The following is a 25,727-nucleotide window of genomic DNA, read 5'->3' as shown; positions in this document are numbered from 1 at the left end:
GCATCGCCGCCGCGGTCGTCAACGGGTCTGCGCGGTATCCGCGAAGGTCGGCGGCTTGCGCGCCCGGGTCAGTTGTTCGTAGGCGTGTCCCAGTTCGAGCAGGCGTGGCTCGCTCCAGGCGGTGCCCATGAACAGCAGCCCCAGCGGCAGGCCGCCGGCATGGCCCATGGGCACGCTCAGGCTCGGGTAGCCGGCGACCGCGGCGGCGCCGTAGCTGCCGCCGGGGTAGGCGTCACCCTGGCCGGGCGTGGTGCGCCAAGCGGCACCGGTGGTAGGTGCCACCAGCGCATCGAGGCGGTCGGCACGCAGTGCGGCGTCGATGCCTTCGGGGCCGGCAAGCCGGCGGGCGTTGCCGCGCGCGGCGATATAGGCCGGGTCCTTGAGCGTGCCGGACTGTTCGGCCTCCAGCAGCAATTCCTGGCCGAACAGGTGCAGTTCCTGCGAGGCGTTGGCCTGGTTGAACGCGATCAGGGTGGCGAGCGAGTCCACCGGCGTCCGCCACTGCTGGAAATACCGGTTCAGCCCGCTCTTGAATTCATACAGCAGCACCGTCTGCTCGTCCTTTTCCCAAGCGCCTTCGCCGGGCAGCGTGGTTTCCACGACGGTGGCACCGGCGGCGCGCATCGCCGCCACCGCCTGGTCGAGCACCGGCTTTATCTCCGCGCGCTCGGCGAGCGCGTTGCGCAGCACGCCGATGCGCGCGCCGCGCAGGGCGTCGGGGCGCAGGCGGGTGCCGTAGTCGTATACGGCCCGCCCGGGCATCCCAGCGGTGGCGGGATCGGATTCGTCGCGGCCGGCGATCGCCCCGAGCAGCAGCGCGGCATCGGCGACGCTGCGGGTCATCGGTCCGGCGGTGTCCTGGCTGAAGGAAATCGGGATGATGCCGTCGCGGCTGACCAGGCCTACGGTGGGCTTGAGCCCGACGATGCCGTTGACCGCGGCCGGGCAGACGATGCTGCCGTCGGTTTCGGTGCCGATGGCGGCCACCGCCAGGTTGGCGGAGATGGCCACGGCGCTGCCGGAACTGGAGCCGCAGGGATTGTGGTCCAGCGCGTACGGGTTGCGGGTCTGCCCGCCCACCGCGCTCCAGCCGGATGTCGAACCGGAGGAGCGGAAATTGGCCCACTCGCTCAGGTTGGTCTTGCCCAGGATCACCGCGCCGGCGTCGCGCAGGCGCTGCACCAGGAAAGCGTCGCGCCGCGGGCGGAACGTCTTCAGCGCCAGCGAGCCGGCGGTGTTGTGCATGGGCGTGGCGGCGATGTTGTCCTTGAGCAGGACCGGCATGCCGTGCAACGGGCCGCGGATGCGCCCGGCACGGCGTTCGGCGTCGCGCTGCGCCGCTTCGCGGCGCGCGGCCGGGTTGAGCTCGATCACCGAGCGCAGCGCGGGCCCGGCACGGTCGAGCTGCGCGATGCGCCGCAGGTAGGCATCGGTGAGGGTGACGCTGTCGAGCTCGCCGGCGGTCATCCGCGCCTGCAGTTCGGCGATGCCCGCTTCCTGGTAGGGGAAGGGCGGCTCGCCGGCCGGAGTGTCGCTGGCGCTGCCATTGCAGGCGCTGCACAGCGCCGTCGCCAGAAGGGACAGGAGCAGTCGGGAACAGGTGTGGAGGGCGCGCATGCCGCGCAGGCTATCGGGCCGGACTGGCGTTGGCAAACCGATGTGGGCCGGCCCGCCGCGGCGACGGCTGGCGGCGGTCGGGGGCCGGGCGCGGCGGCCGCGTGCACCCGGTGGTGCGGTGCGGATTTCCGGCGTGCCGCGGCTCAGCGCGCGGTCGCTGGCCGGCGCTTGCCGATGTCGCGGGCCAGTACCCAGACCACGACGAGGTTGACGGCCAGCAGCAGCCACGAGGTCCAGCCGGGGTGGCGGATGATGGCGTAGACGTCCAGCGGCAGGTACAGCGCGGCGGAAATGCAGCCCAGCCACGATGCCCAGGCGCGGGCGCGCCACAGGCCCCAGGCTTCCAGCGATCGGAGCAGGCCGTAGGCGACCAGCGCGAGGGCGCCGACATGCACGGTGTCGGGCGTGATCATGTCCAGCAGGGTCGAGGACGAGCCGTGTTCGGGGTCGCCGCCGACGTGCCGGATCAGGGTGTTGACGAAGGTGCGGAGGGGGGCGGGCCCGGAGAACTCCAGGCCCGCGGCGGCCAGAAAGGCCAATGCGGCCTTGACCGCTTCCAGCAGTGCGATGGCGGCAAGTCCCGGATGCGCATGCGGATCCGGGTTGTAGGGCTTGCGCGCGGACAAGTCGATCAGCCGGCGCGGGAGGCGCGCTTGCGATCGCTCTCGGTCAGGAACTTCTTGCGCAGGCGGATTTCCTTCGGGGTGATTTCCACCAGCTCGTCGTCATCGATGAAGTCCAGGGCCTGCTCCAGCGAGAACTTGATGGCCGGGGTCAGCTGGATCGCGTCGTCCTTGCCCGAAGCGCGCATGTTGGTCAGCGGCTTGGTCTTGATCGCGTTGACCGTCAGGTCGTTGTCCTTGGAGTGGATGCCGATCAGCTGGCCTTCGTACACGTTGTCGCCTTCGGCGGCGAACAGCTTGCCGCGTTCCTGCAGCGGGCCCAGCGAGTAGGCAGGCGTGGCGCCGGCGGCATTGGCGATCATCACGCCGTTCAGGCGCTTGGCGATGGCGCCCTGTTCCTTCGGGCCGTAATGGTCGAACACGTGGAACAGCAGGCCCGAACCCTGGGTCAGCGTCTTGAACTCGTTCTGGAAGCCGATCAGGCCGCGCGCCGGAATCTTGAAGTCCAGGCGCACGCGGCCCTTGCCGTCCGATTCCATGTTCTCCAGCAGGGCCTTGCGGGTGCCCAGCTTCTCCATCACGCCACCCTGGTGCTGCTCTTCGATGTCCACCACCAGCTGCTCGATCGGCTCCATCAGCTGGCCGTCGATTTCCTTGATGATGACTTCCGGGCGCGACACGGCCAGTTCATAGCCTTCGCGGCGCATGGTTTCGATCAGCACCGACAGGTGCAGCTCGCCGCGGCCGGAGACCAGGAACTTGTCGGCGTCTTCCAGCTGCTCGACCTTCAGCGCCACGTTGTGCACGGTCTCGCGCTCCAGGCGCTCCTTGAGCTGGCGGCTGGTCAGGAACTTGCCGCCGGACAGGTCCTTGTTGCCGGCGAACGGCGAGTTGTTGACCTGGAAGGTCATCGAGATGGTCGGCTCGTCCACGGTCAGGGCCGGCAGCGCCTCCGGGGTGTCCAGCGCGCAGACGGTGTCGGAGATGGTCAGCTCCTGGATGCCGGAGATGGCCACGATGTCGCCGGCCTGGGCCTCCTCGACCTCGATGCGCTCCAGGCCCATGAAGCCCAGCACCTGCAGGATCTTGCCCTGGCGCTTCTTGCCTTCGCGGTCGACGATGCTGACCGGCATGTTCTTCCTGACCTTGCCGCGCTGGATGCGGCCGATGCCGATCACGCCGACGAAGTTGTTGTAGTCCAGCTGGCTGATGCGCATCTGGAACGGGCCTTCGGCCTCGACTTCCGGCGCCGGCACGTACTTCATGATCGCTTCGTACAGCGGGGTCATGTCGCCGTCGCGCACGGTGTCTTCCATGCCGGCGTAGCCGTTCAGGCCCGAGGCGTAGACGATCGGGAAGTCCAGCTGCTCATTGGTGGCGCCGAGCTTGTCGAACAGGTCGAACACCTGGTCGATCACCCATTCCGGGCGCGCGCCCGGGCGGTCGACCTTGTTGACCACGACGATCGGCTTGAAGCCCATCGCGAAGGCCTTCTGGGTGACGAAGCGGGTCTGCGGCATCGGGCCGTCCATCGCGTCGACCAGCAGCAGCACCGAGTCGACCATCGACAGCACGCGCTCCACTTCGCCGCCGAAGTCGGCGTGCCCGGGGGTGTCGACGATGTTGATGCGGTTGCCGCGCCAGTTGATCGCGGTGTTCTTGGCCAGGATGGTGATGCCGCGTTCCTTTTCCTGGTCGTTGCTGTCCATCACGCGCTCTGCCAGCACCGTGCGCTCGGACAGGGTGCCAGACTGCTTCAGCAACTGGTCGACGAGGGTGGTCTTGCCATGGTCGACGTGGGCGACGATGGCGATGTTGCGAAGGTTTTCGATGGACATGCGAAAGACGGCCAGCCGGTGCCGTGAATGGGGAAAAGAAGTCCAACATTATACGGGCATGAGGCCGATTCGCGAAAAGGGGCCGTGAAGGCCGCCGGGACGGGCGTTCAGCCGGCGGCGGGCGCGGTGAGGGCGGGGGACGTCGCCCGCCGGGGCCGGGTGTATCCTATGCGGTCTGCGATAGACGTCTTCTCCCACAAGGATTCCCATGTCCCTGACCGCCCATTTCGACACCTCCCGCGGCCTGATCAAGGTCGAGCTGTTCGCCGACAAGGCGCCGCTGACCGTGGCCAATTTCGTCAACCTGGCCCAGCGCGGGTTCTACGACGGCCTGAATTTCCACCGCGTGATCGCCGATTTCATGATCCAGGGCGGCTGCCCGGAAGGCTCCGGCCGCGGCGGCCCGGGCTACCGCTTCGAGGACGAGACCAACAACGGCGTGCGCCACGAGCGCGGCGTGCTGTCCATGGCCAATGCCGGCCCCAACACCAACGGCAGCCAGTTCTTCATCACCCACATCAAGACCGACTGGCTGGACGGCAAGCACACCGTGTTCGGCAAGGTGGTCGAAGGCCTGGACGTGGTCGACGCGGTCAAGCAGGGCGACCTGATCAACAAGATCACCATCGAGGGCGATGCCGACGCCGTGCTGGCCGCCCAGGCCGGGCGCGTGGCCGAGTGGAACAAGATCCTCGCCGCCTGATCCCCGTCCACGGCCACCGGCAACGGTGGCCGTTCGCGTGATGTGCACCGATTGCAGCCCCGCTTTCGCGGCCGCGGAGGCCGGGGCCGTCCCGAGACACCTTTCTTAGCAGAGGAAACCCCCATGAAAGCACCCGTACGTGTCGCCGTGACCGGCGCTGCCGGCAATATCGGCTACGCCCTGCTGTTCCGCATCGCCTCCGGCGAAATGCTGGGCAAGGACCAGCCGGTCATCCTGCAGCTGCTCGAGATCGACAATGAAAAGGCCCAGGCCGCGCTGAAGGGCGTGGTCATGGAGCTGGAAGACTGCGCGTTCCCGCTGCTGGCCGGCGTGGTCACCACCGCCGACCCGCTGGTGGCGTTCAAGGACGTCGACGTGGCCCTGCTGGTCGGCGCCCGCCCGCGCGGCCCGGGCATGGAGCGCAAGGACCTGCTGCTGGAGAACGCCAAGATCTTCACCGTGCAGGGCAAGGCGCTCAATGCCGTGGCCAAGCGCGACGTGAAGGTGCTGGTGGTCGGCAACCCGGCCAACACCAACGCCTACATCGCCATGAAGTCGGCCCCGGACCTGGATCCGAAGAACTTCACCGCCATGCTGCGCCTGGACCACAACCGCGCCCTGAGCCAGCTGTCGGCCAAGACCGGCAAGGCCGTGGACAGCTTCGAGAAGTTCACGGTGTGGGGCAACCACAGCCCGACCATGTACCCGGACTACCGCTTCGCCACCACCGGCGGCGCCTCGGTGGCCGAGCTGATCAACGACCAGGAATGGAACGCCAACACCTTCATCCCGACCGTCGGCAAGCGCGGCGCGGCCATCATCGCCGCACGTGGCCTGTCCTCGGCGGCCTCGGCCGCCAATGCCGCCATCGACCACGTGCATGACTGGGTGCTGGGCAGCAACGGCAAGTGGGTGACGATGGGCGTGCCGTCCGACGGCTCCTACGGCATTCCCGAGGGCGTGGTGTTCGGCTTCCCGGTGATCACCGAGAACGGCAAGTACACCATCGTCAAGGACCTGCCGATCGACGACTTCTCCAAGAAGTACATCGACATCACCCTGGGCGAGCTCGAGGAAGAGCGTGCCGGCGTGGCCGACCTGCTCTGATCGCAGCGGCCGGGCGACCGGGTCGACGGGGGGAAGCTTCGGCTTCCCCCTTTTTGTTGGAAAGGCTGCGGCGCGGTGTCCCGAGGGGCGGCCGTCGCCCTCCCCGTGGCGACGTGCAAAGGCGGAAACGGTGATCGGACTGCACCACATCGACGAGGCGCTGCTGGTGGCGGAGAAGCCCGCCGGCCTGCTCTCGGTACCCGGGCGCCTGCCGGAGAACCAGGACTGCCTGGTGGCACGCCTGCAGGCGTCGTATCCGGACGCGCTGACCGTGCACCGGCTGGACCAGGTGACGTCGGGGCTGATGCTGTACGCGCGCGGCAAGCAGGTGCAGGCGGCCCTGTCGATGCAGTTCGAGCAGCGGCGGGTGCACAAGCGCTACGAAGCGGTGGTGGAGGGGCAGGTCGCGGGCGAGGCGGGCGAGATCGCGTTGCCGTTGATATGCGACTGGCCGAACCGGCCCAGGCAGATGGTGGACCTTGAACGGGGCAAGCCGGCGCTGACCCGCTGGCGGGTGCTGGCGCGCGATGCGGGGCAGGCGTGGACCCGGGTGGAACTGGAACCGGTGACCGGGCGCAGCCACCAGCTGCGGCTGCACATGGCCAGTGCCGGCCATCCGATCGTCGGCGATGGCCTGTACGGCGCGCGGCCCGCGCCGCGCGTACAGCTGCATGCGTGCCGGCTGGACTTCGTGCACCCGCTGAGCGGGGAAACGATGACGTTCGTTTCACCCAGCCCGTTCTGAGCACGGCGCCGGCCCTGCAACGATGGTCGTACGACCATCGTCGCAGGGAGGCGGCGCGCCGGTCCGGACTATGCTCGGCGCAGGCCAGCAGGTTCCGGAGGGTGACATGCAGTACGAGCAGACCTACCGCCGTTCCATCGACGCGCCGGAGGCATTCTGGGCCGAGGAGGCCAGGGCGATCCATTGGCACACGCCGCCGCGGCAGATCCTGGACTACTCCAATCCGCCGTTCCGGCGCTGGTTCGTCGGCGGCGAAACCAACCTCTGCTACAACGCGGTGGACCGGCACCTGGCCGAACGTGCCGACCAGCTCGCGCTGGTCGCCATTTCCACCGAGACCCAGGTCACCCGCGAGATCACCTACCGCGAACTGCATCGGGAGGTGAACGCTTTCGCCGCGGTGCTCAAGGCGCTGGACGTCGCTCGCGGCGATCGCGTGGTGATCTACATGCCGAACATGGCCGAGGCGGTGTTCGCGATGCTGGCGTGCGCGCGCATCGGCGCGGTGCATTCGGTGGTGTTCGGCGGTTTCGCCGCGCACAACCTGGCGCTGCGCATCGACGATGCCAGGCCGAAGCTGCTGATCGCCGCCGATGCGGGCATGCGTGGCGGCAAGGTGATCCCCTACAAGCCCATGGTCGACGCGGCGTGCGCCGAGGCCGCTTCGCCGCCGCCGAAGGTGCTGATCGTCTCGCGCGGCCTGGATGCGGCCATGCCCCGGATCGACGGCCGCGACGAGGATTACGCCGCGCTGCGCGCACAGGTGGGCGATGCGCAGGTGCCGGTGGAATGGCTGGAGTCCAACGAGCCCAGCTACCTGCTGTATACCTCGGGCACCACGGGAAAACCGAAGGGCGTGCAGCGCGATGTCGGCGGCTACGCGGTGGCGATGGCGCAGTCGATGCGCACGGTGTTCGATTGCGCGCCGGGCCAGGTGATGTTCTCCACCTCCGATGTCGGCTGGGCGGTGGGGCATTCCTACAACGTGTACGGGCCGCTGATCGGCGGCTGCACGTCGCTGCTGTACGAAGGCCTGCCGACGAATCCGGATCCGGGCATCTGGTGGGCGCTGTGCGAGCAGTACGGGGTGCGCACGATGTTCTCCTCGCCCACCGCGATCCGCGTGCTGAAGAAGCACGACGTTGACTTCATCCATCGCCACGACCTGTCCGGACTGAAGTACCTGTTCCTGGCCGGCGAGCCGCTGGACGAGCCCACCGCGCAGTGGATCGGCGATGCGCTGCGCAAGCCGGTGATCGACAACTACTGGCAGACCGAGACCGGCTGGCCGGCGTTGACCCTGCTGCCGGGGCTGGAGATGAAGCCGGTGAAGTTCGGCTCGCCGGGCTTCCCCAACCTCGGCTACCGGATGAAGGTCATCGACGAGCGCACCGGGGCGGAAGTCGCGCCCGGGCAGAAGGGCGTGCTGGTGATCCAGCCGCCGCTGCCGCCGGGCTGCATGAGCACCGTGTGGAACGACGACGAGCGTTTCCTGAAGAGCTATTTCGGCCACTTCAAGGAGCTGCTGTACAGCTCGCTGGACTGGGCCATCCGCGACGCCGACGGCTACACCTTCATCCTCGGCCGCACCGATGACGTGATCAACGTGGCTGGCCACCGGCTGGGTACGCGCGAGATCGAGGAGGCCGTCAGCAGCCACCCGCGCGTGGCCGAGGCGGCGGTGGTCGGCATGCACGACGAGCTGAAGGGGCAGGTGCCGCTGGTGTTCGTCACCCTCAAGCAGGCGGCCGCCTCCGAGGAGATCGCGGCACTTGCGGCGGAGATGATGCAGCAGGTCACCGGCTCGCTCGGGGCGGTGGCGCGCCCGGCGCACGTGCATATCGTCAACGCGCTTCCCAAGACCCGTTCGGGTAAGCTGCTCCGGCGTTCGCTGCAGGCCCTGGCGGAGCGGCGCGACCCGGGTGACCTGTCGACGCTGGACGACCCGGGCGCACTGGAGGAAATCCGCCGCGTGCTGGGGACATAGCGCAGGCCGCTGGCGCGGCGATCGCAGGGGGCGGTGCGGGTGCAGGCATGCAGGATGGGGCGGGGGCCCCGGGTGCCGGTCGCGCGCATCGTGGTTGCGATGCACAAATGCGGGAGGGGGAATGGCGTTGATCCATGCCAAGACGGCGGCTGGCCGTCGCGAAATCGAGGACCGGGGCCTGCGCCTGGCGCCGGCGCTGCGCTCGGTGCTGCTGCTGGTGGACGGGCAGCGCGACAGCCGCGAACTGCAGCAGATGGCGCAGGGGCTGCGGGCGCCGGAGGATGTCCTGGAGCAGTTGCTGGCGCTGGAACTCATCGAGGTGGTGGGAGGCAACGCGGAGCGCGCGCCGCCGGTGCCGGTCACCATGCAGCTGGGCGACGATCCGCTGCGCTACCAGCAACTGCGCGACTGGATGGCCGAGTCGGTACGCCGACACCTCGGCCTGAAGGGGTACCTGATCCAGCTCAAGATCGAGCGCAGCCGCAACGCGGTGGGGCTGGAACAGTTGTGGCCGGAAGTGGCCGCGGCGCTGGGCAAGGCCAAGAGCCCGGCATTCGCCAGCCGCTGGCTGGAGGAAACCCGGGCCCTGGTGCTGGCGTGACGGCCCCGCCTGCCGGCGTGCTGCCCCGGCCACCCCGGGGCATCACGGCGACCGTCCGGTAGCCGGCACTATCATGCGCGGTTGGTATCCGAGGGAGCGGCAGGCATGGATCAATACAACGGTGGCGGGGCGGGCACCGCGGGCTGGGACGCCATCAACGCGGCGTTGCGCCCGGTGCACGCGGGGCAGGAGCCACGGCACTTCGGCACGGCAGCCTCGTACACGCTGGGCGGCGACGATCCGCTGGACGGCATCAGCGTGTACTGGAGCCCGCTGCCGCGCCCCCACTGGCATTACGTCACCTATGGTTTCTCCGAGCTGTACGACAAGCACAGCGACGATCCGGAGGCGAGCGGCTTCGGCTTCGAGCTGACCTTCCGTCTCGCCGCCGAAGCCGGCGAGGATGGCAGCGGCACGCCACCGACGTGGCCGTTGAACCTGCTGCAGAACGTGGCCCGCTACGTGTTCGGCAGCGGCAACGTGTTCGAGGCCGGGCACCATCTCGATGCCAACGGCCCGATTGCGCTGGACAGCGGTACCCGGCTGCGCCACCTGGCGTTCGTCGCCGATCCGCAGTTGCCGGCGATCCAAACCCCCAACGGGCGCCTGGATTTCCTGCAGATGGTGGGCCTGACCGACGACGAGATGGCGGCGGTCAGGCGCTGGTCGACGGCCGGCGTGCTGGAGGCGCTGGCACCGGCGATGCCGTCGTGGATCACCGAGCTCGCACGCGATTCGCTGCTGGCCGATGCGGCACTGGCCGGACAGGTGGAGGCGGGCAGCCGCCGCGAAGGCTCCAGTACCGGCATGTTGTTCGTGGAGACGCTGGACTGGTCCGACGAGGGCGTGGTCACCACCCTGGTGCTGGGTGCGGGACAGGTGGAGAGCGTGCTGGAACTGCTGCCGTTGCGCCTGCACCACGACCGGCCGCTGGTGGTGCTGGGCAGGGAACGGCAATGGCGGTTCGAGCCGGGCGTGGCGGACGACCTGCAACTGGACGAGGACAGCGCGCGCTGCGTGCTGTGCGACGCGAGCATCGCGGCGATGCTGGCGGGCATCCGCGCCGAGCGTGGCGTGTACCGGTTGCCCGGCGGCAAGCTGCAGGTCGAAGTGGTGCCCACCCAACTGCGCGACGGCCGCGGCAACGTGATCGGCGAGATCGGCTGAGCGTATCCGCCGGCGTGGCGGGATTCAGCCTCCGTCCTGGAGCGGTGGCGGGCGGCGGCCGGCCGCCGCCAGCGAGAACACGAACACCGCGCCGGACGCACTGTCGGCCAGTTCGATCCGGCGCTGGTGAAGCTGCAGGATGCGCTGCACGATCAACAGCCCGAGCCCGCCGCTGTCCGGGCGCCGGCTGGCGAGCGCGGATGGTGCGTTGAACAGGTGCGCGCGCTGCTCCGGGGCGATGCCCGGACCGCTATCGGCGATGCGTACCTGCACATCGTCGCCGACCGCGCGCAGCGTGACCGTGATCCGGCCGCCCTCGGGCGTATGGCGGATGGCGTTGTCGAGCAGGTTGGTCAGTACCCGCTCGACCAAGCCGAGGTCTGCGTGGACCGCCGGCAGGCCCGACGGGATATCCGCGGCCAGCACCTGCCGGCGCGCCTGCGCGGCCAGTTCGAATTTCTGGAACACGTCCTGTACCAGGTCCGGCAACGAGAACGCTTCCGGCTGCAGTACCACGCCGCCGTGTTCCAGCCGCGCCAGTTCGAACAGCGCCTGCGCCAGGCGGCCGACCTTGGTGCTCTGTGCCAGGGCGATGGACAGGTAGCGCTGGCGTTCGGCGGGGTCGAGCGTGGCGTCCTTCAGCGCCAGGGTTTCCAGGTAACCGTGCAGCGACGACAGCGGCGTACGCAGGTCGTGGGAAATGTTGGCCACCAGTTCGCGGCGCTGCAGGTCCTGCTGGCGCAGCTGCTGCCATTGCTCGCCGATGCGCTGCGCCATGTGCGCGAAGCTGTGCTGCAGGATGGCCAGTTCGTCGCGTTCGCCGGGCCGCGGCGGCATCGGTGGCGCCGGCAGCGCAGGAGGGGCGGCATCGACGTCGAACGCCTGGATGTCGCGGGCCAGCCGCCGCAGCGGCCGGGTGATCCAGCGGAAGGCGATGACCCCGGCGAGCAGGCCGACGACGGCGACGATGGCCAGCGCCCACAGCGTGGTGCGCACGCTGGCGCTGGCCGCCACGTCCGCCGCCAATGCCTCGCGCTGTTCGCCGGCCAGGACCACGTAGATGTAGCCCACCTGGCGACCCTGCACGCGCAGCGGTGCGGCGTTGAACACCTTGCGCCCGGCGCTGCTGCGCGGGTCGTCGCCGAGGATGGGCAGCGGCGCGCCGCCCAGTAGCGCATGCACAGGCGCCAGGTCGACGCGGTCGCGCCTGAGATGGCCGTCCGGCGCATCGTGGCCGAGGATCCGGCCCTGGTCGTCGAGCAGGTAGACCTCGACACTGGGATTGACCGCCATCAACTTGCCGAACAGCGCGCGCACCTCGCCGTCGCGCATGCCGCGCGCGTCCATCAGCTCGCCGCTGCGCGCGATGTGTTCGGCCAGCCCGCGCGACAGGCGCTGCACGGTTTCCTGTTCGTGCAGGCGCGTGCTGCGCATCTGGATCCACGCAAGCGCGCCGCAGCACACCAGCAGCAGCGCGCAGAACACCAGCGACAGCCGCTGCCATAGCGCCAGCCGGTTCATGGTGCGTTGCCACCGCCCGCCAGCTTGTAGCCACGGCCCCACACGGTGAGGATGCGCCGTGGCGTGGCCGGGTCGCGTTCGATCTTGTTGCGCAGCCGGTTGATGTGGGTGTTGACGGTGTGTTCGTAGCCCTCGTGGCGGTGGCCCCACACCTGGTTGAGCAGTTCCATGCGCGAGTACACCTGGTCCGGGTGGCGGGCGAAGAAATGCAGCAGGTCGAACTCGCGCGGGGTCAGCTCCAGGGCATCGCCATCGACCTGGGCAGTGCGCGCGACCGGGTCGATGCGGATGCCAGCCACGTCGATCGCGCCGGCATCGATGCGCGCGTTCTGCGCCATCGCCTCGACCCGGCGCAGCAGCGCCTTGATCCGCGCGACCAGTTCCAGCATCGAGAACGGCTTGGCCAGGTAGTCGTCCGCACCCAGCTCCAGGCCGAGGATGCGATGCACCTCGCTGGCGCGCGCGCTGGTGATGATGATGGGCGTGTAGCGCGTCATCGCGCGCGCGCGCCGGCAGATCTCCAGCCCGTCGACGCCGGGCAGCATCAGGTCGAGCACCAGTGCGCTCCAGTCGTCGCTTTCCAGCAGGCGCAGGCCGTCGTCGCCGGTGGCCGCATGGGTCACGTCGTAGCCTTCGTCGCGCAGGTGCATGCGCAGCAGGTTGGCGATGTGGACATCGTCCTCGACGATCAGGACGCGCTTGGCGCGGTTCATCGGTACGTACGGCCGGCTGGGAGGTGGCGCCCATTGTCGGTGGAAGCCGGCGCCGATGTGTCACGGAAAATTTAACTGCGCGTGAGGATTCGTTGACCGCGGCGGGCGCAGCATGGCCCCATCGTTCCTGCCCGGAGACCGGCCATGCCCCTATCCCGTCGCACCCTGCTGGGCCTGGGCGGCGCATTGGCGGCGGCCGGCCTGTCCGGGGTGGGTGCCTGCGGTCGCGCCGCACCGGCGCCCGTGGCCAGGCGCGGTACCTTCGAGGTCGAGCACGACGACGACCAGTGGCGCCGGCTGCTGGCCCCGGCGCAGTACAACGTGTTGCGCGGGCACGGGACCGAACGCGCCTTCAGCAGCCCGCTCAACGGCGAGCACCGGCGCGGCACTTTCCATTGCGCGGGCTGTGCGCTGGCGCTGTTTTCGTCGGCCGCCAAGTTCGACAGCGGCACCGGCTGGCCGAGCTTCTGGGCACCGCTGCACGGCGCGGTCGGCGAGATGCGCGACAGCACCCTGGGCATGTTGCGGGTGGAAGTGCATTGCCGCCGCTGCGGTGGCCACCTCGGCCACGTGTTCGACGACGGCCCGCGCCCGACCGGGTTGCGCTACTGCATCAACGGCGTGGCCCTGGATTTCATCGCGGCGTGAGCGCCGCCCCTCATCGACCGCATAAAGGACTCCTGCATGTTCCTGCTCCTGCTGGCCTACCTCGGCGGCGCGCTCACCATTGCCAGCCCGTGCATCCTGCCGGTGCTGCCGTTCGTGTTCGCGCGTTCGGACCGGCCGTTCCTGCGCAGCGGCCTGCCGCTGCTGGCCGGCATGGCGCTGATGTTCGCGGTGGTCGCCAGCCTGGCGGCGGTCGGCAGCCACTGGGTGGCGCAGGCCAACCAGGCCGGACGCTGGATCGCGCTCGGGGTGATGGCGGTGTTCGCCCTGGCGCTGTTGTGGCCGGCACTGGCCAACCGCCTGCTGTCGCCGCTGCAGCGCCTGGGAGGACGGCTGGATGCGGCGGCCGGCGCAGGGCAGGGCATGGGCAGTTCGCTGCTGATCGGTATCGCGACGGGGTTGCTGTGGGCGCCCTGCGCCGGGCCGATCCTGGGCTTGATCCTCACCGGTGCGGCGCTGCAGGGCGCCAATGCCGGTACCAGCGGCCTGCTGCTGGCCTACGCGCTGGGCGCGGCGACGTCGCTGGCGCTGGCGCTGTGGGTCGGGGGCCGGGTACTGGCCGCGCTGAAACGGCATCTGGGTGCGGGCGAATGGATCCGGCGTGGCCTGGGCATCGCCGCGCTGTTGGCGGTGCTGGCCATCGCCATGGGCTGGGATACCGGCGTGCTGACGCGGCTGTCGACGGTGAGCACCGCGCGGCTCGAGCAGGGGCTGCTGGACGCGCTGCCCGCGCACCCCGCGGCGGCGCGCGGCTCGATGATGATGGCCGCCAACCCGGCCGCGATGCCGGGGCTGCCGGTCGAGGGCGAACTGCCGTCGCTGGCCGGCGCCAGCGGCTGGCTCAACAGCCCGCCACTGGATGCGCAGGCGCTGCGTGGCAAGGTGGTGCTGGTCGATTTCTGGACCTATTCGTGCATCAACTGCCTGCGCGCGCTGCCGCATGTGCGCCAATGGCACGAGCGCTATCGCGGGCACGGGCTGGTGGTTGTCGGCGTGCACGCACCGGAGTTCGCGTTCGAGCGCGACGTACGCAACGTGCAGCGGGCGGTTGAGGACCTGGGCGTGAGCTGGCCGGTCGCGCTCGACAACGATTTCGCGATATGGCGCGGCTTCGACAACCGCTACTGGCCCGCGCATTACTTCATCGACGCGCAGGGGCGCATCCGCGCCCATCATTTCGGCGAGGGCGATTACGAGGAATCCGAGCGGATCATCCGCCGGCTGCTGCGCGAGGCGGGCAACGTGTTGCCGGGCGACACATCGGCGGCGGCCATCGCGCGCGGTGCCGTCGAGCGTGCGCCGGACATGGGCAATCTGCGCTCGCCGGAAACCTACATCGGCCATGCGCGGGCGGAGAACTTCGCATCGCCGGGCGGGCAGCGCGCGGGCAGCGTCTTCGACTATGCGGTTCCGCCCGTGCTGCGGCTCAACCAGTGGGCGCTGGCAGGGCGCTGGGTGGTGGGCGAGGAGGACGCGCGGCTGCAGCAGGCCGGCGGCCGCATCGCCTTCCGTTTCCATGCGCGCGACCTGCACCTGGTGCTGGCGCCGCAGGTCAGCGGCCAGCCGGTGCGTTTCCGGGTGCGTATCGATGGGCATGCGCCAGGCGCGATGGCCGGCGCCGACGTGAGCGCCGGCGGCGATGGCCAGGTGGACGAGAACCGGCTCTACCAGTTGATCCGCCAGGACGGCGAAGTCGGCGAACGCAGTTTCGAGATCGAGTTCCTCGACCCGGGCGTGCGCGCCTATGCCTTCACCTTTGGTTGAGCCGCGGAGGCCGGCGATGACGATGAGCATGGAAAAATGGGTGGCCGGCGGCATCGCCGCCCTGGTCGCCGGGCTGCTGGTACTGGCCGGGTCCGGCCTCGGCCGCCCGGTGCATGCGGCGCCGGCATCGGTGGATGTGCCCGTGCCGACGGGCGCGGCCGACCTGCGCCAGCCTGGCGTGCACCGCGCGCAGGTGGTGTTTGCCGGCGGCTGTTTCTGGGGCGTGCAGGGCGTGTTCCAGCACGTGAAGGGCGTGGACAGCGCCGTATCCGGCTACATCGGCGGCAGCGCTGCCGATGCCCGTTATCCGCGCGTCAGCAGCGGCGGCACCGGCCATGCCGAAGCCGTGCAGGTGACCTACGACCCGTCACGGGTCAGCCTTGCGCAGCTGCTGCAGGTGTTCTTCTCGGTGGTGCACGACCCCACCCAGCGCGACCGGCAGGGCCCGGACCGCGGCAGCCAGTACCGGTCGGCGGTCCATGCCGACGACGCGGCGCAGCGCGCGGCCACGCTGGCCTATATCGACCAGCTGCAGCGCAGCGGCGTGTTCGCCGCGCCGGTGGTGACGCGGGTCGAGGGCGGCAGGCGTTTCTACCCGGCGGAGGACTACCACCAGAATTACCTCGCGCTGCATCCGGACGCGGCGTACATCCGGTTCTACGACCTGCCCAAGATCGAGGCGCTCAAGCGCCAGTACCCGGCGCTCTATCGCGACGCGCCGCGGCTGGTGATGCCGGTGTCGGTGCGTTGAAGCCGGGGGCCGCGTAGCGGCACCAGAACGCGAAGGGCCGCCGGCCATGCCACCGGCGGCCCTTCGGTTTCCAGGCGTTGGAGCGTGGACTCAGCCCAGGCCTTCGGCCTTGAGCGCGGCCTGTACCGCCGGGTCGGCCTGCATGCGCTGCTCGAAGCGGTCTAGCGCGTCCATGCCGGCCAGATCGATCTTGAGGCCACGTGCCCAGCGCAGGGTCACGTAGGTGTAGGCATCGGCGATGGACGGGCGCGGCGTGCCCCCCAGCCAGTCGACCTGCGCCAGGCGGTCGTTGAGGCGCTGGTACAGGCCCTTGAGCTTGTCGCGCGAATTCTGCTGGGTGCGGGCGATGACCGCCTCGTCCTCCAGGTATCGGGTCGAACCGAAGATCGGGTAGTACTGCGGGTGCAGGTCCGCGTTGACGAAAGACAGCCAGCGGTTGACCTCGGCACGGGTACGCGGGTCGCTGCCGCCGTCCAGGCCGGCACCCGGCGCCTTGTCGCAGATGTAGTGGAGGATGGCCGCGTTCTGGGTCAGGACCCAGCCGTCGTCCTCGAGCACCGGCACCGCACCGGCCGGGTTCATGGCCATGTACGCCGGCGACTTCATGGTGGCATGGTCGACGATCTGGACCTCGAACGGCAGGCCGGACCAGATCAGCGCGATATGGTCGGCCAGCGAACAGGCGCCGGGCTTGGTGTAGAGCTTCATCGGATACCTCGGGGGTGGAAGGACCCCCGCGTTATCGTCGCCGGCGCGTTCGCTGGCGTGACCGGCATGCGATGCCGCCGCCTCAGGACGTGCGCGGCTTGAGCGACTGCACCTTGTAGAAGGTGTGCCCGCCGATGGTGGCGACCTGGTAGGCATTGCGCCAGCTCGGGCTGGCGATCGCATGCGCGGCGAAGTGGCTGGCGCCAGGCACGATCTCCTTGCGCTGGCCGGCTGGCAGGGCCCAGTTGCGTTCGGCGGCGAAGGCCACGTCCACGGCCTCGGCCCAGGCATCGTTGTTGCGCAGCTGGGTGTCCGGCGCCACCAGGGTGGGCGCGAACTGCTTGCGTGCGGTCACCACCTGGCACATCGAGTCGCCCCACAGGCCGCTGTCGAGGCGGCGCAGCGCGACTTCGGCCACGGCCTGCTGGCCGCGCAGGGTCTGGTCGCGGGCTTCCAGATAGACGGTGGTACTCAGGCACAGCGAATCGGCGGCCGGCTGCGGCAACAACTGCGACAGCCAGAGAATCCAGGCCAGTTTCATAGGTCTCCTTGCTCCGTATGGGCGGCAACCTGCCTGTTCCCGGTGCAGCAGGGGACAGGACGGCAGCGGCTTGGCGTCATGGGGAGGCGGCCATGGCATCGGGGCCGCCCCGTGGGCAGACCCCGATCAACCGATCGTGGGGGCTGCGCCGTGCTCACCAGAACTGGGGGGTGAGCGGAAAGTTGGCGCAAGGTAGGGGGGCAATCCCAAACTCATCCTGAATGCGCATTCTTGACATTCAGCTTCGTTGCAGGTCCCGGATCCGGCGTGGATGTGGCGGCGGCGCGTCGCCCGGCGATCGGATGGGATGTGTCGCCGGTCACGAAAACGGGCGGGCAGCGGACCGGCAAGGTGTCTGCCGGCGCGCGTTTCCACCGGGCGAACACTGTAATCCTGCTGCCCGGGGGCGGGGCCGACGCGGATGCCTAGAGCGCGGCGGCCAGGCGGCTGCCCTGGTCGATGGCGCGCTTGGCATCCAGTTCGGCGGCTACGTCGGCACCACCGATGACATGGGCGTTCACGCCCGTCGCCGCCAGCGCATCGGCCAGGGCGCGCATCGGCTCTTGGCCGGCGCAGACCACCACGGTGCCGACTTCCAGCAACTGCTCGGTGCCATCGACGCGGATGCGCAGTCCGCGGTCGTCCACGCCCAGATACTCCACGCCACCCAGCATCCGCACTCCCTTGGCCTTGAGCGTGGCGCGGTGGATCCAGCCGGTGGTCTTGCCCAGGCGGGCGCCCGGCTTGCCGGGGCTGCGCTGCAGCAGCCAGACCTCGCGCGCCGGTGCCTCGGGCTGCGGCGCGGACAGCGCGCCACGGCTTTCGAAACTCGGGTCCACGCCCCATTCGGCCATCCACCGCACCGGGTCCAGCGACGGCGACGGGCCGGCCTGCACCAGGAACTCGCCGACGTCGAAGCCGATGCCGCCGGCGCCGATGATGGCCACCTTGTCCGCGGCCCGGACCCGGCCCTGCAGCACGTCCAGGTAGCTGACCACCATCGGGTGGTCGGCCCCGGGGAAGTCCACCTTGCGTGGCGAGATGCCGGTGGCCACCACCACGTCGTCGAAGCCGGCCAGCATCGGCGCATCGGCGCGCACGCCCAGGCGCAGTTCCACGCCGGTATCGGCCAGGCGGTGGCGGAAGTAGCGCAGGGTCTCGTGGAACTCCTCCTTGCCGGGAATGCGCTTGGCGACGTTGAACTGGCCGCCGATCTCGCTGGCCGCGTCGAACAGGGTGACGTGGTGGCCGCGTTCGGCCGCGACCGTCGCGCAGGCCAGCCCGGCCGGGCCGGCACCGACCACCGCCACCCGCCTGGGCGCGCTCGTGGGGCGGTAGACCAGCTCGGTCTCGTGTGCGGCACGCGGGTTGACCAGGCAACTGGCGCGCTTGTTGACGAAAATGTGGTCCAGGCAGGCCTGGTTGCAGGCGATGCAGGTGTTGATGGTCTCGGGCCTGCCGGCGCGGGCCTTGGCCGGCCACTGCGGGTCGGCCAGCAGCGGCCGCGCCAGCGAGACCATGTCGGCCTGGCCGTCGGCCAGCACCCGCTCGGCGACGTCGGGCATGTTGATGCGGTTGACCGCGATCACCGGCACCCCCACGTGCGGGCGCAGCTTGGCGGTGACCGCGGTGAAGGCCGCACGCGGCACCGAGGTGGCGATGGTCGGCACGCGTGCCTCGTGCCAGCCGATGCCGGAGTTGATCAGGGTCGCGCCGGCCGCTTCGATGGCCCGCGCCTGCTGCAGGATTTCTTCCCAGTTGCTGCCGTCCTCCACCAGGTCCAGCAGCGACAGCCGGTAGATGATGATGAAGTCCGGTCCGCAGGCCTCGCGGATGCGGCGCACGATCTCCACGGCGAAACGCATGCGCCTGGCAGGGTCGCCGCCCCAGGCATCGGTACGCGTGTTGGTGCGCGGGGCGATGAACTCGTTGATCAGATAGCCTTCCGAACCCATCACCTCGACGCCGTCGTAGCCGGCATCGCGTGCCAGCCGCGCGGCACGGGCGTAGCTGCCGATCTGGCGTTCCACGCCCCGTGCCGACAGTGCGCGCGGGGTGAACGGGTTGATCGGCGCCTTGAGCCGGGAGGGCGCCACCTGCAGGGGGTGGTAGGCGTAGCGGCCGGCATGCAGCAGCTGCAGGCAGATGTGGGCGCCGTGGCTGTGCACGGCGGCGGTGACCTGCCGGTGCCGGCCCACTTCCCATGGCCAGGACAGCTTGCTGCCGAACGGCGCCAGCCAGCCGGCGATGTTCGGCGAGAAGCCGCCGGTGACCAGCAGCGCGGCACCGCCGGCGGCGCGCTCGCCGAAATAGGCTGCCAGCTTCGGGAAGTCGCGGACGTGGTCCTCGAGGCCGGTATGCATCGAGCCCATCAGGATGCGATTGCGGAGCCGGGTGAAGCCCAGGTCCAGCGGTGCGAACAGATGGGGGTAGGCGGTGTCGGTGGCTGGCGTCATGATGGATACGCTTGCGTACGGAGCATGTCAGCCTGCCCCGAAACCGGGTCGGCGGCAAGGGCCGCGGCCCGCGGCGACCGCGGGCCAGTGTCATGGGGCCGCGCGGTGATCCATCCCCTGTGCGGGCACACCGGCGGGGCCGGTGTCGCCGTCGCTGCAGGCCGGTCGTCCGAAGGTTGGCCACGGGCTGGGCGCCGCCCTGGCAGGTGCTGCCGCCAGCGGGTGCGTCAGGGGGCGGTGTGGCGGGCGGTCTGCCGGTCGCCTGCGGAGGGCGCAGGGCCGGGATGCGCGCCTGTCACGTTCCGTGCCCCGGTCGCCTGCCGTCTCAGTCCCAGCCTTCGAGCACCAGCTTGCCCAGGGTGCTGCCCGATTCCAGCAGCCGGTGCGCCTGGCGCAGGTTGGCCGCGTTGATCGGACCCAGCCGCGCGCTCACCGTGGTGCGCAGTTCGCCGGCATCGATCAGGCTGGCGGCACGGGTGAGGATGCGGTGCTGTTCGATCATGTCGGCGGTGCGGAAGCGCGCCCGCGCGAACATGAATTCCCAGTGGATGCCGATGCACTTGGCCTTGTACGGGTCGCCGATGCGCAGCTCGCCGGCAGGCTCCACGATCAGGCCGACATGGCCCTGCGGCGCCAGCAGTTCACCCAGCACCTGCCAGTAGCGGTCGGTGTCGGCCAGGTTCAGCGCGGCGTCCACCTGGTCGATGCCGAGGGCCTGCAGTTGCGGTGCCAGCGGCTGGCGATGGTCGATGACGTGCGCGGCGCCCAGTTGCCGGCACCAGGCGCGGCTTTCCTCGCGCGATGCGGTCGCCACCACGGTGAATCCGGCATGGCGGCCGAGCTGGATCGCCATCGAGCCGACGCCGCCCGCGCCGCCGATGACCAGCAGGGTCCGGCCGCTGTTGCGGCGGCCATCGAGCTGGTAGGGCATGCGCTGGAACAGCAGCTCCCAGGCGGTGAGCGTGGTCAGCGGCAGGGCCGCGGCTTCGGCGAAATCCAGCGTGCTCGGCTTGCGCGCCACCAGTCGTTCATCCACCAGGTGCATCTGTGCGTTGCAGCCCGGCCGGGTGACATCGCCGGCGTAGTACACCTCGTCCCCCACCTCGAACGCGGTCACCTCGGGGCCGACGGCCAGGACGGTGCCCGCGGCGTCGAAACCGAGGATGCGGGGCGGCGTGTGTTCGCCCTTGCCCGAACGCCGCAGCTTGGTATCGACCGGGTTGACCGACACTGCCTGCACGCCCACCAGCAGGTCCTGCCCCTGCGGGGCGGCGGGCGGGGGCAGTTCGACGTCTTCCAGCGCGCGGGGATCCTCGATCGGCAGGGAGTGGCTCAGGCCCACAGCTTTCATGGCAGAAGTTCCGTTCGGTGAGGGGTGGACGGCCATGATACCCAGCCACTGTTCAGGCAAGGGTCGGGGGATCGGACGGCAGGGCCGCTCCAGCCGGCGCCCGCGGCCGGCTCCCGGCGCAGGGCCCGGCATGGCCCGGAACGTCAGTCAGGGCGGGGATCTTGTGCGTCTTGATCAAGCTGTATAGGGTGGCGTTCCAGCGGTCGCCCACGTCCAGGGGACCCGCCATTTGTTACGCAGCTGTTAACGTGGTCTTCACGGCCCAGCGCATAATGTGCACTCCGTTGGCGTGCGGAAACGGCCATCTTTCGGACGCGACGAACGAAATCGCTGTGCTGGACATGCCATTACCGGTTTCATACCCCCGAAACAAGGAGTTGTATTCATGAACAAGAAGATCCTTACCGCCGCACTGCTGGGCGGTCTGGCATTTGCCCAGGCTGCGTCGGCCCAGGAATTCGACGACCGCTGGTATCTGACCGGGTCGGCCGGCTTCAACTTCCAGGACAACGACCGCGGTACCAACGACGCTCCGTTCGTCACCCTGGGCCTGGGCAAGTTCATCAGCCCGAACTGGTCGCTGGACGGTGAGCTGAACTACCAGAACCCGAATTTCGACAAGAACCAGGACCTGAACTGGTCGCAGTACGGCGCTTCGCTGGACCTGCGTCGCCACTTCATCCAGGACGGTCGCGGCTGGAACCCGTACCTGCTGTTCGGCCTGGGCTACCAGAAGGCCGAGGAAGAGTACGTCATCAACTCGACGAACTCGCCGGCCCAGCGCAAGGACGGCAACCTGGCCGCCAAGATCGGCGCCGGTCTGCAGACCACCTTCGACAAGCGCGTCGCCGTGCGTGCCGAAGTCGCCTACCGTGCCGATTTCGACGACCAGAGCGTGAACCCGCGCCTGGCCGGTCATGACAACGACTGGTTCGGAGACGTGCTGGCTTCGGTCGGCGTCGTGATCCCGCTGGGTCCGGCCCCGGCTGCCGCCGTGGCTCCGCCGCCGCCGGCTCCGGTTGCGCCGAGCTGCGCCGACCTGGACGACGACGGTGACGGCGTCAACAACTGCGACGACAAGTGCCCGAACTCGCAGGCCGGCCAGATCGTTGGTCCGGACGGCTGCCCGGTGCCGGTGTCGATCGACCTGAAGGGCGTGAACTTCGACTTCGACAAGTCGACCCTGCGTCCGGACGCCGTCGCGATCCTGAGCGAGGCCAGCGAGATCCTGAAGCGTTACCCGGAACTGCGCGTTGAAGTCGCCGGTCACACCGACTCGAAGGGTACCGACGCCTACAACCAGAAGCTGTCCGAGCGTCGCGCCAAGGCCGTGTACGACTACCTGACCGGCCACGGTGTTGCCGCCTCGCGTCTGGTGGGCCCGATCGGCTACGGCGAGAGCCGCCCGATTGCTCCGAACACCAACCCGGATGGTTCGGACAACCCGGAAGGTCGCGCCAAGAACCGTCGCACCGAGCTGAACGTCCAGAACTGATCGGACGTATCGGTTGATTCGAAACAGGGCCCGGCGAAAGCCGGGCCTTGTTTTTTTGCGCAGCATCGAATCGCCAGGCATACGCCTGCACCTGCCGCGTCGTTCACCGGCAAAACCTGGCAACACGCATTCCGTGAACCCGGTCGTGGTGGTTGAAAGCCCTGCGGGGCATGCCTACACTCGCGGCGTTCCCTGTACGGATGGAAATACCGATGCTGCGTATCGCACTGGCCGGCGCCATGGCCCTGGTCCTCGTTCCCGCCGCCCACGCAGCCGTCGATTGCTCGGCCAGCAGCATCGTGCCGCCGCCGTTGCCGGCCACGGTGATCGAGCCGGTCGCCATGGAGCTGTATTCCCGGCCGGGCCAGCTGGGCATGCCGTCGGGCGTGCTGGCGCCCAACGCCAGCGGCGAGCAGTCGCTGGAGCGCGTGCTGATGCGCCTGCGCGTGGAAAGCTGCAACAACGTCGCCAGCGCCATGCCGGCGCGCCCGGCGATCAATCCCAATGACCCGGCGGCCTACAAGCCGCAGACGCAGTACGACAACACGCCGTGGCGGTTCGACATGAGCCAGAACGGCAAGCGCATGACCGCCGACGAATTCGATGCCTGGATGAAGGCCCGTGGCGTGCGCGTGGTGAAGGCGGCGGCAACGCCGGCTGCCGAGGGTGCGGCCGAAGCCAAGGCGGCGGCCGAGGTCAAGTAACGCAAGCCGCCCGGATGTCGCGCAGGAATTACCCTGATGCCCGCCCTGCCAGACAGGGCGGGCATTTTGCTGCGTCCCCCGGTCCCCGTGCCAAGCACGCCGGCGCGACGCAGGCGGCGCCGCGGCATGGCCTGGCACGCGTGCTGTCGAAGGCGGGCGTGTGCTCGCGCGCCGAGGCCGCGCGCCGCGTGCTCGCCGGCCGGGTCGGCGTGGACGGCCGCGTGGTGCGCGACCCGGAATTTCCGGTGGTCCCCGGGCGCCAGCGGGTGACCATGGACGGCCAGCCCATCGTGGCGGCGCAACGCCTCTACCTTGCCCTGAACAAGCCGCGGGGCCTGGTCACCAGCGTCCGCGACGAGCAGGGTCGGGATACCGTCTACCGGTGTTTCGAAGGCGCGGGCATGCCGTGGCTGGCGCCGGTCGGACGGCTGGACAAGGCCAGCGAGGGCCTGCTGTTCTTCAGCAACGACCCGGAGTGGGCGGCGCGGCTGACCGACCCGGCGACCGGGCCATTGAAGACCTATCGCGTGCAGATCGACGGCGTGCCCGACGCGGCGCAGCTGGCGCGCATGCATGACGGGGTCGAGGACGCCGGCGAACACCTGGCCGCGCATTCGGTCGCGGTGCTGCGCCAGAGCGAGCGCACCGCATGGCTGGAGATCGTGCTGGACGAGGGCCGCAACCGGCACATCCGGCGCCTGCTGCAGGTAGTGGGATTCGAGGTGCTGCGCCTTGTGCGGGTGGCGATCGGGCCGGTCCAGCTCGGCGAACTGGCCAAGGGGCAGTGGCGCATGCTGGGCGAGGATGAACTGGCACGGCTGGTCGCCCATTCAGTCGAATCATCCGAAAATCCATGAAATTCTTCATGTATTTCATGGAAATAGCTTGATTTCATGAAGTGCAGCGTTAGGCTGTGTGTCTGTTCTCAGTGAGGTCGGGCCACCATGTCAGCTTTCTTCCGCATCGCGGTGTCGTCATTGGGTGCGGCGGCAGCCGTGGTCCTGGCCGGTTGTGCGTCGTCCGGCAAGCCGGTGGCGGCGACCGCCGAAAAGCCGGTCACGGTGACGGTCGAGGCGCCGATGGCGGAGAAGGACGCACTGGGCAACTACCGTTTCCTGATGCAGCAGGCAGGCAAGAACATGAGTGCCGACCAGTTCGACGCATGGATGAAGGCCAACGGCATCCGCGTCGCCCGTGGCGGTACGGCGTCGGCCAAGCCCGAGGCATCGGCGGCGTCCACGCCCAAGCCCAAGCCCAAGCGCTAAAGCTGCGGGTCCCGCAGGGCGGGGTGCGGCCATTGGCGGCCGCGGGCATGAACAAGAACAGGCGCCTTGCGGCGCCTGTTTCGTTGCGGGCGGAGGTCAGCCCTTGATGACGCCCAGTTCCCGGCCGATGCGGGTGAAGGCGTCGATGGCGCGGTCCAGGTGCTCGCGGCTGTGCGCGGCGCTCATCTGCGTGCGGATGCGCGCCTGGCCCTTGGGCACCACCGGGAAGAAGAAGCCGATCGCGTAGATGCCTTCTTCCAGCAGGCGCTCGGCGAACTTCTGCGCCAGCGGCGCGTCGTACAGCATCACCGGGCTGATCGGGTGCACGCCGGGCTTCACGTCGAAGCCGGCGGCGGTCATCTTCTCGCGGAAGTAGGCGGTGTTCTCGGCCAGCTTGCGGCGCAGGTCGTCGGCCTTGTCGAGCATGTCGAAGGCCTTGATGCCGGCGGCGACCACGTGCGGCGGCAGCGAGTTGGAGAACAGGTACGGGCGCGAGCGCTGGCGCAGCAGTTCGATCACTTCGGCGCTGGCGCAGGTGAAGCCGCCCAGTGCGCCGCCCATGGCCTTGCCCAGGGTGCCGGTGATGATGTCGATCCTGTCCAGCACCCCCTTGACCTCGGCCGAGCCGCGGCCGGTGGCACCGAGGAAGCCGGTGGCGTGGCATTCGTCGATGTGCACCAGTGCGTTGTACTTCTCTGCCAGCGCGGTGATCTCGTCCAGCGGGGCGATGAAGCCGTCCATCGAGAACACGCCGTCGGTGGTGATCAGCTTGGTCCGGCAGCCGGCGGCATCGGCCGCCTGCAGCTGGGCCTCCAGGTCGGCCATGTCGCAGTTGGCGTAACGGAAGCGCCTGGCCTTGCACAGGCGCACGCCGTCGATGATCGAGGCGTGGTTGAGCGCGTCGGAGATGATCGCGTCGTTCTCGCCCAGCAGCGGCTCGAACAGCCCGCCGTTGGCGTCGAAGCAGGCGGCGTAGAGGATGGTGTCGTCCTTGCCGAAGAAATCGGCGATCTGCTTTTCCAGCTGCTTGTGCAGGTCCTGGGTGCCGCAGATGAAACGCACCGAGGCCATGCCGAAGCCATGGCTGTCCAGCGCGTCCTTGGCGGCCTGGATCAGCTCCGGGTGATCGGCCAGGCCCAGGTAGTTGTTGGCGCAGAAATTCAGCACGCTGCGGCCATCGTCCAGGGTGATCTGCGCCGACTGCGGGCTGGTGATGATGCGTTCGGACTTGAACAGGCCCTGCGCGCGGATGGCGTCCAGTTCCTCGGCGTAGTGCCGGGTGAGCGGGGAAGTGTTCGCGGTAGCGGTCATGGCAGGGTCTTGCGGCGGGAAGGAAGTCCGATTTTAGCGGCAGCGGGGTGGGCGCGGCGGGCGTCATGTGCGATGGCTATATGCGCCGCGCTG

The 25,727-nt window shown here is 69.3% G+C and carries 23 protein-coding genes; 13 read left to right on the top strand and 10 right to left on the bottom strand.

Annotated elements, in window-relative coordinates; genetic code table 11:
• Positions 1–18: 18 nt before the first annotated feature.
• The 3 genes from ABB33_RS09480 to typA form a co-directional block, all read right to left on the bottom strand.
• Positions 19–1,617: an amidase gene (locus ABB33_RS09480; RefSeq protein ID WP_054663371.1), complete on the bottom strand. Its 1,599-nt coding sequence runs from the start codon at positions 1,615–1,617 to the stop codon at positions 19–21.
• Between the two features lie 143 nt (positions 1,618–1,760).
• Complete coding sequence (locus ABB33_RS09475; protein WP_056931942.1) at positions 1,761–2,243, bottom strand: DUF2127 domain-containing protein; 483 nt, start codon at positions 2,241–2,243, stop codon at positions 1,761–1,763.
• A 5-nt stretch (positions 2,244–2,248) separates the two neighbouring features.
• The gene (gene typA / locus ABB33_RS09470) at positions 2,249–4,078 is read right to left on the bottom strand and encodes a translational GTPase TypA (RefSeq protein WP_054663375.1); all 1,830 of its coding nucleotides are present in this window, start codon (positions 4,076–4,078) and stop codon (positions 2,249–2,251) included.
• 208 nt (positions 4,079–4,286) lie between these two features.
• On the opposite strand from typA, the gene ABB33_RS09465 reads away from it, so the two are divergent.
• The 6 genes from ABB33_RS09465 (at position 4,287) to ABB33_RS09440 (ending at position 10,388) form a co-directional block, all read left to right on the top strand.
• Positions 4,287–4,781: a peptidylprolyl isomerase gene (locus ABB33_RS09465; protein WP_056931941.1), complete on the top strand. Its 495-nt coding sequence runs from the start codon at positions 4,287–4,289 to the stop codon at positions 4,779–4,781.
• Positions 4,782–4,904: 123 nt separating this feature from the next.
• A complete protein-coding gene (locus ABB33_RS09460) occupies positions 4,905–5,888 on the top strand; it encodes a malate dehydrogenase (protein WP_054663379.1) in 984 nt (327 codons plus the stop codon).
• A 130-nt stretch (positions 5,889–6,018) separates the two neighbouring features.
• The gene (locus ABB33_RS09455; protein ID WP_056931940.1) at positions 6,019–6,633 is read left to right on the top strand and encodes an RluA family pseudouridine synthase; all 615 of its coding nucleotides are present in this window, start codon (positions 6,019–6,021) and stop codon (positions 6,631–6,633) included.
• A gap of 106 nt (positions 6,634–6,739) precedes the next feature.
• Positions 6,740–8,620: a propionate--CoA ligase gene (gene prpE, locus ABB33_RS09450; RefSeq protein WP_056932019.1), complete on the top strand. Its 1,881-nt coding sequence runs from the start codon at positions 6,740–6,742 to the stop codon at positions 8,618–8,620.
• 121 nt (positions 8,621–8,741) lie between these two features.
• Positions 8,742–9,221 (top strand): hypothetical protein, encoded by a 480-nt coding sequence (locus ABB33_RS09445; protein ID WP_054663387.1) that lies wholly within the window; start codon positions 8,742–8,744, stop codon positions 9,219–9,221.
• Between the two features lie 105 nt (positions 9,222–9,326).
• Positions 9,327–10,388, top strand: coding sequence for a suppressor of fused domain protein (locus ABB33_RS09440; RefSeq protein ID WP_056931939.1), 1,062 nt, complete (start codon positions 9,327–9,329; stop codon positions 10,386–10,388).
• Positions 10,389–10,412: 24 nt separating this feature from the next.
• Here ABB33_RS09440 and ABB33_RS09435 read toward each other — a convergent pair whose 3' ends face one another.
• Positions 10,413–11,909, bottom strand: a complete 1,497-nt coding sequence (locus ABB33_RS09435; RefSeq protein ID WP_056931938.1) for a sensor histidine kinase — start codon at positions 11,907–11,909, stop codon at positions 10,413–10,415.
• The gene (locus tag ABB33_RS09430) at positions 11,906–12,622 is read right to left on the bottom strand and encodes a response regulator transcription factor (protein WP_054663396.1); all 717 of its coding nucleotides are present in this window, start codon (positions 12,620–12,622) and stop codon (positions 11,906–11,908) included. Before ABB33_RS09430 ends, ABB33_RS09435 begins: the two co-directional genes overlap by 4 nt.
• A 144-nt stretch (positions 12,623–12,766) precedes the next feature.
• On the opposite strand from ABB33_RS09430, the gene msrB reads away from it, so the two are divergent.
• Genes msrB through msrA form a run of 3 tightly spaced genes read left to right on the top strand, consistent with a single transcriptional unit; the run spans position 12,767 to position 15,803 of the window.
• A complete protein-coding gene (gene msrB, locus ABB33_RS09425; protein ID WP_056931937.1) occupies positions 12,767–13,270 on the top strand; it encodes a peptide-methionine (R)-S-oxide reductase MsrB in 504 nt (167 codons plus the stop codon).
• A gap of 36 nt (positions 13,271–13,306) precedes the next feature.
• Positions 13,307–15,052 carry a cytochrome c biogenesis protein DipZ gene (locus tag ABB33_RS09420; protein WP_056931936.1) on the top strand — a complete coding sequence of 582 codons (1,746 nt, stop codon included), beginning with the start codon at positions 13,307–13,309 and terminating at the stop codon, positions 15,050–15,052.
• Positions 15,053–15,068: 16 nt separating this feature from the next.
• Positions 15,069–15,803 (top strand): peptide-methionine (S)-S-oxide reductase MsrA, encoded by a 735-nt coding sequence (msrA, locus tag ABB33_RS09415; RefSeq protein WP_056931935.1) that lies wholly within the window; start codon positions 15,069–15,071, stop codon positions 15,801–15,803.
• Between the two features lie 90 nt (positions 15,804–15,893).
• Here the strand turns inward: msrA and ABB33_RS09410 are convergent, their stop codons facing one another.
• The 4 genes from ABB33_RS09410 to ABB33_RS09395 all read right to left on the bottom strand — a co-directional run bounded on the left by ABB33_RS09410 (position 15,894) and on the right by ABB33_RS09395 (position 20,859).
• Positions 15,894–16,511: a glutathione S-transferase family protein gene (locus tag ABB33_RS09410; protein WP_056931934.1), complete on the bottom strand. Its 618-nt coding sequence runs from the start codon at positions 16,509–16,511 to the stop codon at positions 15,894–15,896.
• An 82-nt stretch (positions 16,512–16,593) separates the two neighbouring features.
• Positions 16,594–17,052, bottom strand: a complete 459-nt coding sequence (locus ABB33_RS09405) for a cell wall hydrolase (RefSeq protein WP_054663411.1) — start codon at positions 17,050–17,052, stop codon at positions 16,594–16,596.
• A 425-nt stretch (positions 17,053–17,477) separates the two neighbouring features.
• On the bottom strand, positions 17,478–19,508 hold the full coding sequence (locus ABB33_RS09400) for an NADPH-dependent 2,4-dienoyl-CoA reductase (RefSeq protein ID WP_056931933.1): 2,031 nt from the start codon (positions 19,506–19,508) through the stop codon (positions 17,478–17,480).
• 325 nt (positions 19,509–19,833) lie between these two features.
• Complete coding sequence (locus tag ABB33_RS09395) at positions 19,834–20,859, bottom strand: zinc-binding alcohol dehydrogenase family protein (RefSeq protein ID WP_056931932.1); 1,026 nt, start codon at positions 20,857–20,859, stop codon at positions 19,834–19,836.
• Positions 20,860–21,244: 385 nt separating this feature from the next.
• Here ABB33_RS09395 and ABB33_RS09390 point away from each other — a divergent pair, with 385 nt between their 5' ends.
• The 4 genes from ABB33_RS09390 to ABB33_RS18855 all read left to right on the top strand — a co-directional run bounded on the left by ABB33_RS09390 (position 21,245) and on the right by ABB33_RS18855 (position 24,323).
• Positions 21,245–22,354: an OmpA family protein gene (locus ABB33_RS09390; protein ID WP_056931931.1), complete on the top strand. Its 1,110-nt coding sequence runs from the start codon at positions 21,245–21,247 to the stop codon at positions 22,352–22,354.
• 212 nt (positions 22,355–22,566) lie between these two features.
• The gene (locus ABB33_RS09385; RefSeq protein WP_056932018.1) at positions 22,567–23,058 is read left to right on the top strand and encodes a hypothetical protein; all 492 of its coding nucleotides are present in this window, start codon (positions 22,567–22,569) and stop codon (positions 23,056–23,058) included.
• A gap of 14 nt (positions 23,059–23,072) precedes the next feature.
• Complete coding sequence (locus ABB33_RS09380) at positions 23,073–23,915, top strand: pseudouridine synthase (protein WP_056931930.1); 843 nt, start codon at positions 23,073–23,075, stop codon at positions 23,913–23,915.
• Between the two features lie 87 nt (positions 23,916–24,002).
• Positions 24,003–24,323: a hypothetical protein gene (locus ABB33_RS18855; RefSeq protein ID WP_152985028.1), complete on the top strand. Its 321-nt coding sequence runs from the start codon at positions 24,003–24,005 to the stop codon at positions 24,321–24,323.
• 96 nt (positions 24,324–24,419) lie between these two features.
• Here the strand turns inward: ABB33_RS18855 and kbl are convergent, their stop codons facing one another.
• Positions 24,420–25,634 carry a glycine C-acetyltransferase gene (kbl, locus tag ABB33_RS09370; RefSeq protein ID WP_054663432.1) on the bottom strand — a complete coding sequence of 405 codons (1,215 nt, stop codon included), beginning with the start codon at positions 25,632–25,634 and terminating at the stop codon, positions 24,420–24,422.
• Between the last annotated feature and the right edge of the window lie 93 nt (positions 25,635–25,727).

Origin of the sequence: Stenotrophomonas acidaminiphila (assembly GCF_001431595.1) — a bacterium.
GTDB lineage: Bacteria > Pseudomonadota > Gammaproteobacteria > Xanthomonadales > Xanthomonadaceae > Stenotrophomonas > Stenotrophomonas acidaminiphila.
The sequence above is the reverse complement of the archived record's forward strand: the minus strand, read 5'-3'. Positions and strand labels throughout refer to the sequence as shown.

Excerpts from the sequence above, each read along its gene's own strand:
- msrA (WP_056931935.1), top strand. The coding sequence starts at position 15,069 with ATGACGATGAGCATGGAAAAATGGGTGGCCGGCGGCATCGCCGCCCTG.
- ABB33_RS09405 (WP_054663411.1), bottom strand. The coding sequence starts at position 17,052 with ATGAAACTGGCCTGGATTCTCTGGCTGTCGCAGTTGTTGCCGCAGCCG.
- ABB33_RS09410 (WP_056931934.1), bottom strand. The coding sequence starts at position 16,511 with ATGAAGCTCTACACCAAGCCCGGCGCCTGTTCGCTGGCCGACCATATC.
- ABB33_RS09440 (WP_056931939.1), top strand. The coding sequence starts at position 9,327 with ATGGATCAATACAACGGTGGCGGGGCGGGCACCGCGGGCTGGGACGCC.
- ABB33_RS09385 (WP_056932018.1), top strand. The coding sequence starts at position 22,567 with ATGCTGCGTATCGCACTGGCCGGCGCCATGGCCCTGGTCCTCGTTCCC.
- ABB33_RS09445 (WP_054663387.1), top strand. The coding sequence starts at position 8,742 with ATGGCGTTGATCCATGCCAAGACGGCGGCTGGCCGTCGCGAAATCGAG.
- ABB33_RS09460 (WP_054663379.1), top strand. The coding sequence starts at position 4,905 with ATGAAAGCACCCGTACGTGTCGCCGTGACCGGCGCTGCCGGCAATATC.
- prpE (WP_056932019.1), top strand. The coding sequence starts at position 6,740 with ATGCAGTACGAGCAGACCTACCGCCGTTCCATCGACGCGCCGGAGGCA.
- ABB33_RS09380 (WP_056931930.1), top strand. The coding sequence starts at position 23,073 with ATGTCGCGCAGGAATTACCCTGATGCCCGCCCTGCCAGACAGGGCGGG.
- kbl (WP_054663432.1), bottom strand. The coding sequence starts at position 25,634 with ATGACCGCTACCGCGAACACTTCCCCGCTCACCCGGCACTACGCCGAG.
- ABB33_RS09420 (WP_056931936.1), top strand. The coding sequence starts at position 13,307 with ATGTTCCTGCTCCTGCTGGCCTACCTCGGCGGCGCGCTCACCATTGCC.
- ABB33_RS09465 (WP_056931941.1), top strand. The coding sequence starts at position 4,287 with ATGTCCCTGACCGCCCATTTCGACACCTCCCGCGGCCTGATCAAGGTC.
- ABB33_RS09480 (WP_054663371.1), bottom strand. The coding sequence starts at position 1,617 with ATGCGCGCCCTCCACACCTGTTCCCGACTGCTCCTGTCCCTTCTGGCG.
- msrB (WP_056931937.1), top strand. The coding sequence starts at position 12,767 with ATGCCCCTATCCCGTCGCACCCTGCTGGGCCTGGGCGGCGCATTGGCG.
- ABB33_RS09395 (WP_056931932.1), bottom strand. The coding sequence starts at position 20,859 with ATGAAAGCTGTGGGCCTGAGCCACTCCCTGCCGATCGAGGATCCCCGC.
- ABB33_RS09390 (WP_056931931.1), top strand. The coding sequence starts at position 21,245 with ATGAACAAGAAGATCCTTACCGCCGCACTGCTGGGCGGTCTGGCATTT.
- ABB33_RS09430 (WP_054663396.1), bottom strand. The coding sequence starts at position 12,622 with ATGAACCGCGCCAAGCGCGTCCTGATCGTCGAGGACGATGTCCACATC.
- ABB33_RS18855 (WP_152985028.1), top strand. The coding sequence starts at position 24,003 with ATGTCAGCTTTCTTCCGCATCGCGGTGTCGTCATTGGGTGCGGCGGCA.
- ABB33_RS09400 (WP_056931933.1), bottom strand. The coding sequence starts at position 19,508 with ATGACGCCAGCCACCGACACCGCCTACCCCCATCTGTTCGCACCGCTG.
- ABB33_RS09435 (WP_056931938.1), bottom strand. The coding sequence starts at position 11,909 with ATGAACCGGCTGGCGCTATGGCAGCGGCTGTCGCTGGTGTTCTGCGCG.
- typA (WP_054663375.1), bottom strand. The coding sequence starts at position 4,078 with ATGTCCATCGAAAACCTTCGCAACATCGCCATCGTCGCCCACGTCGAC.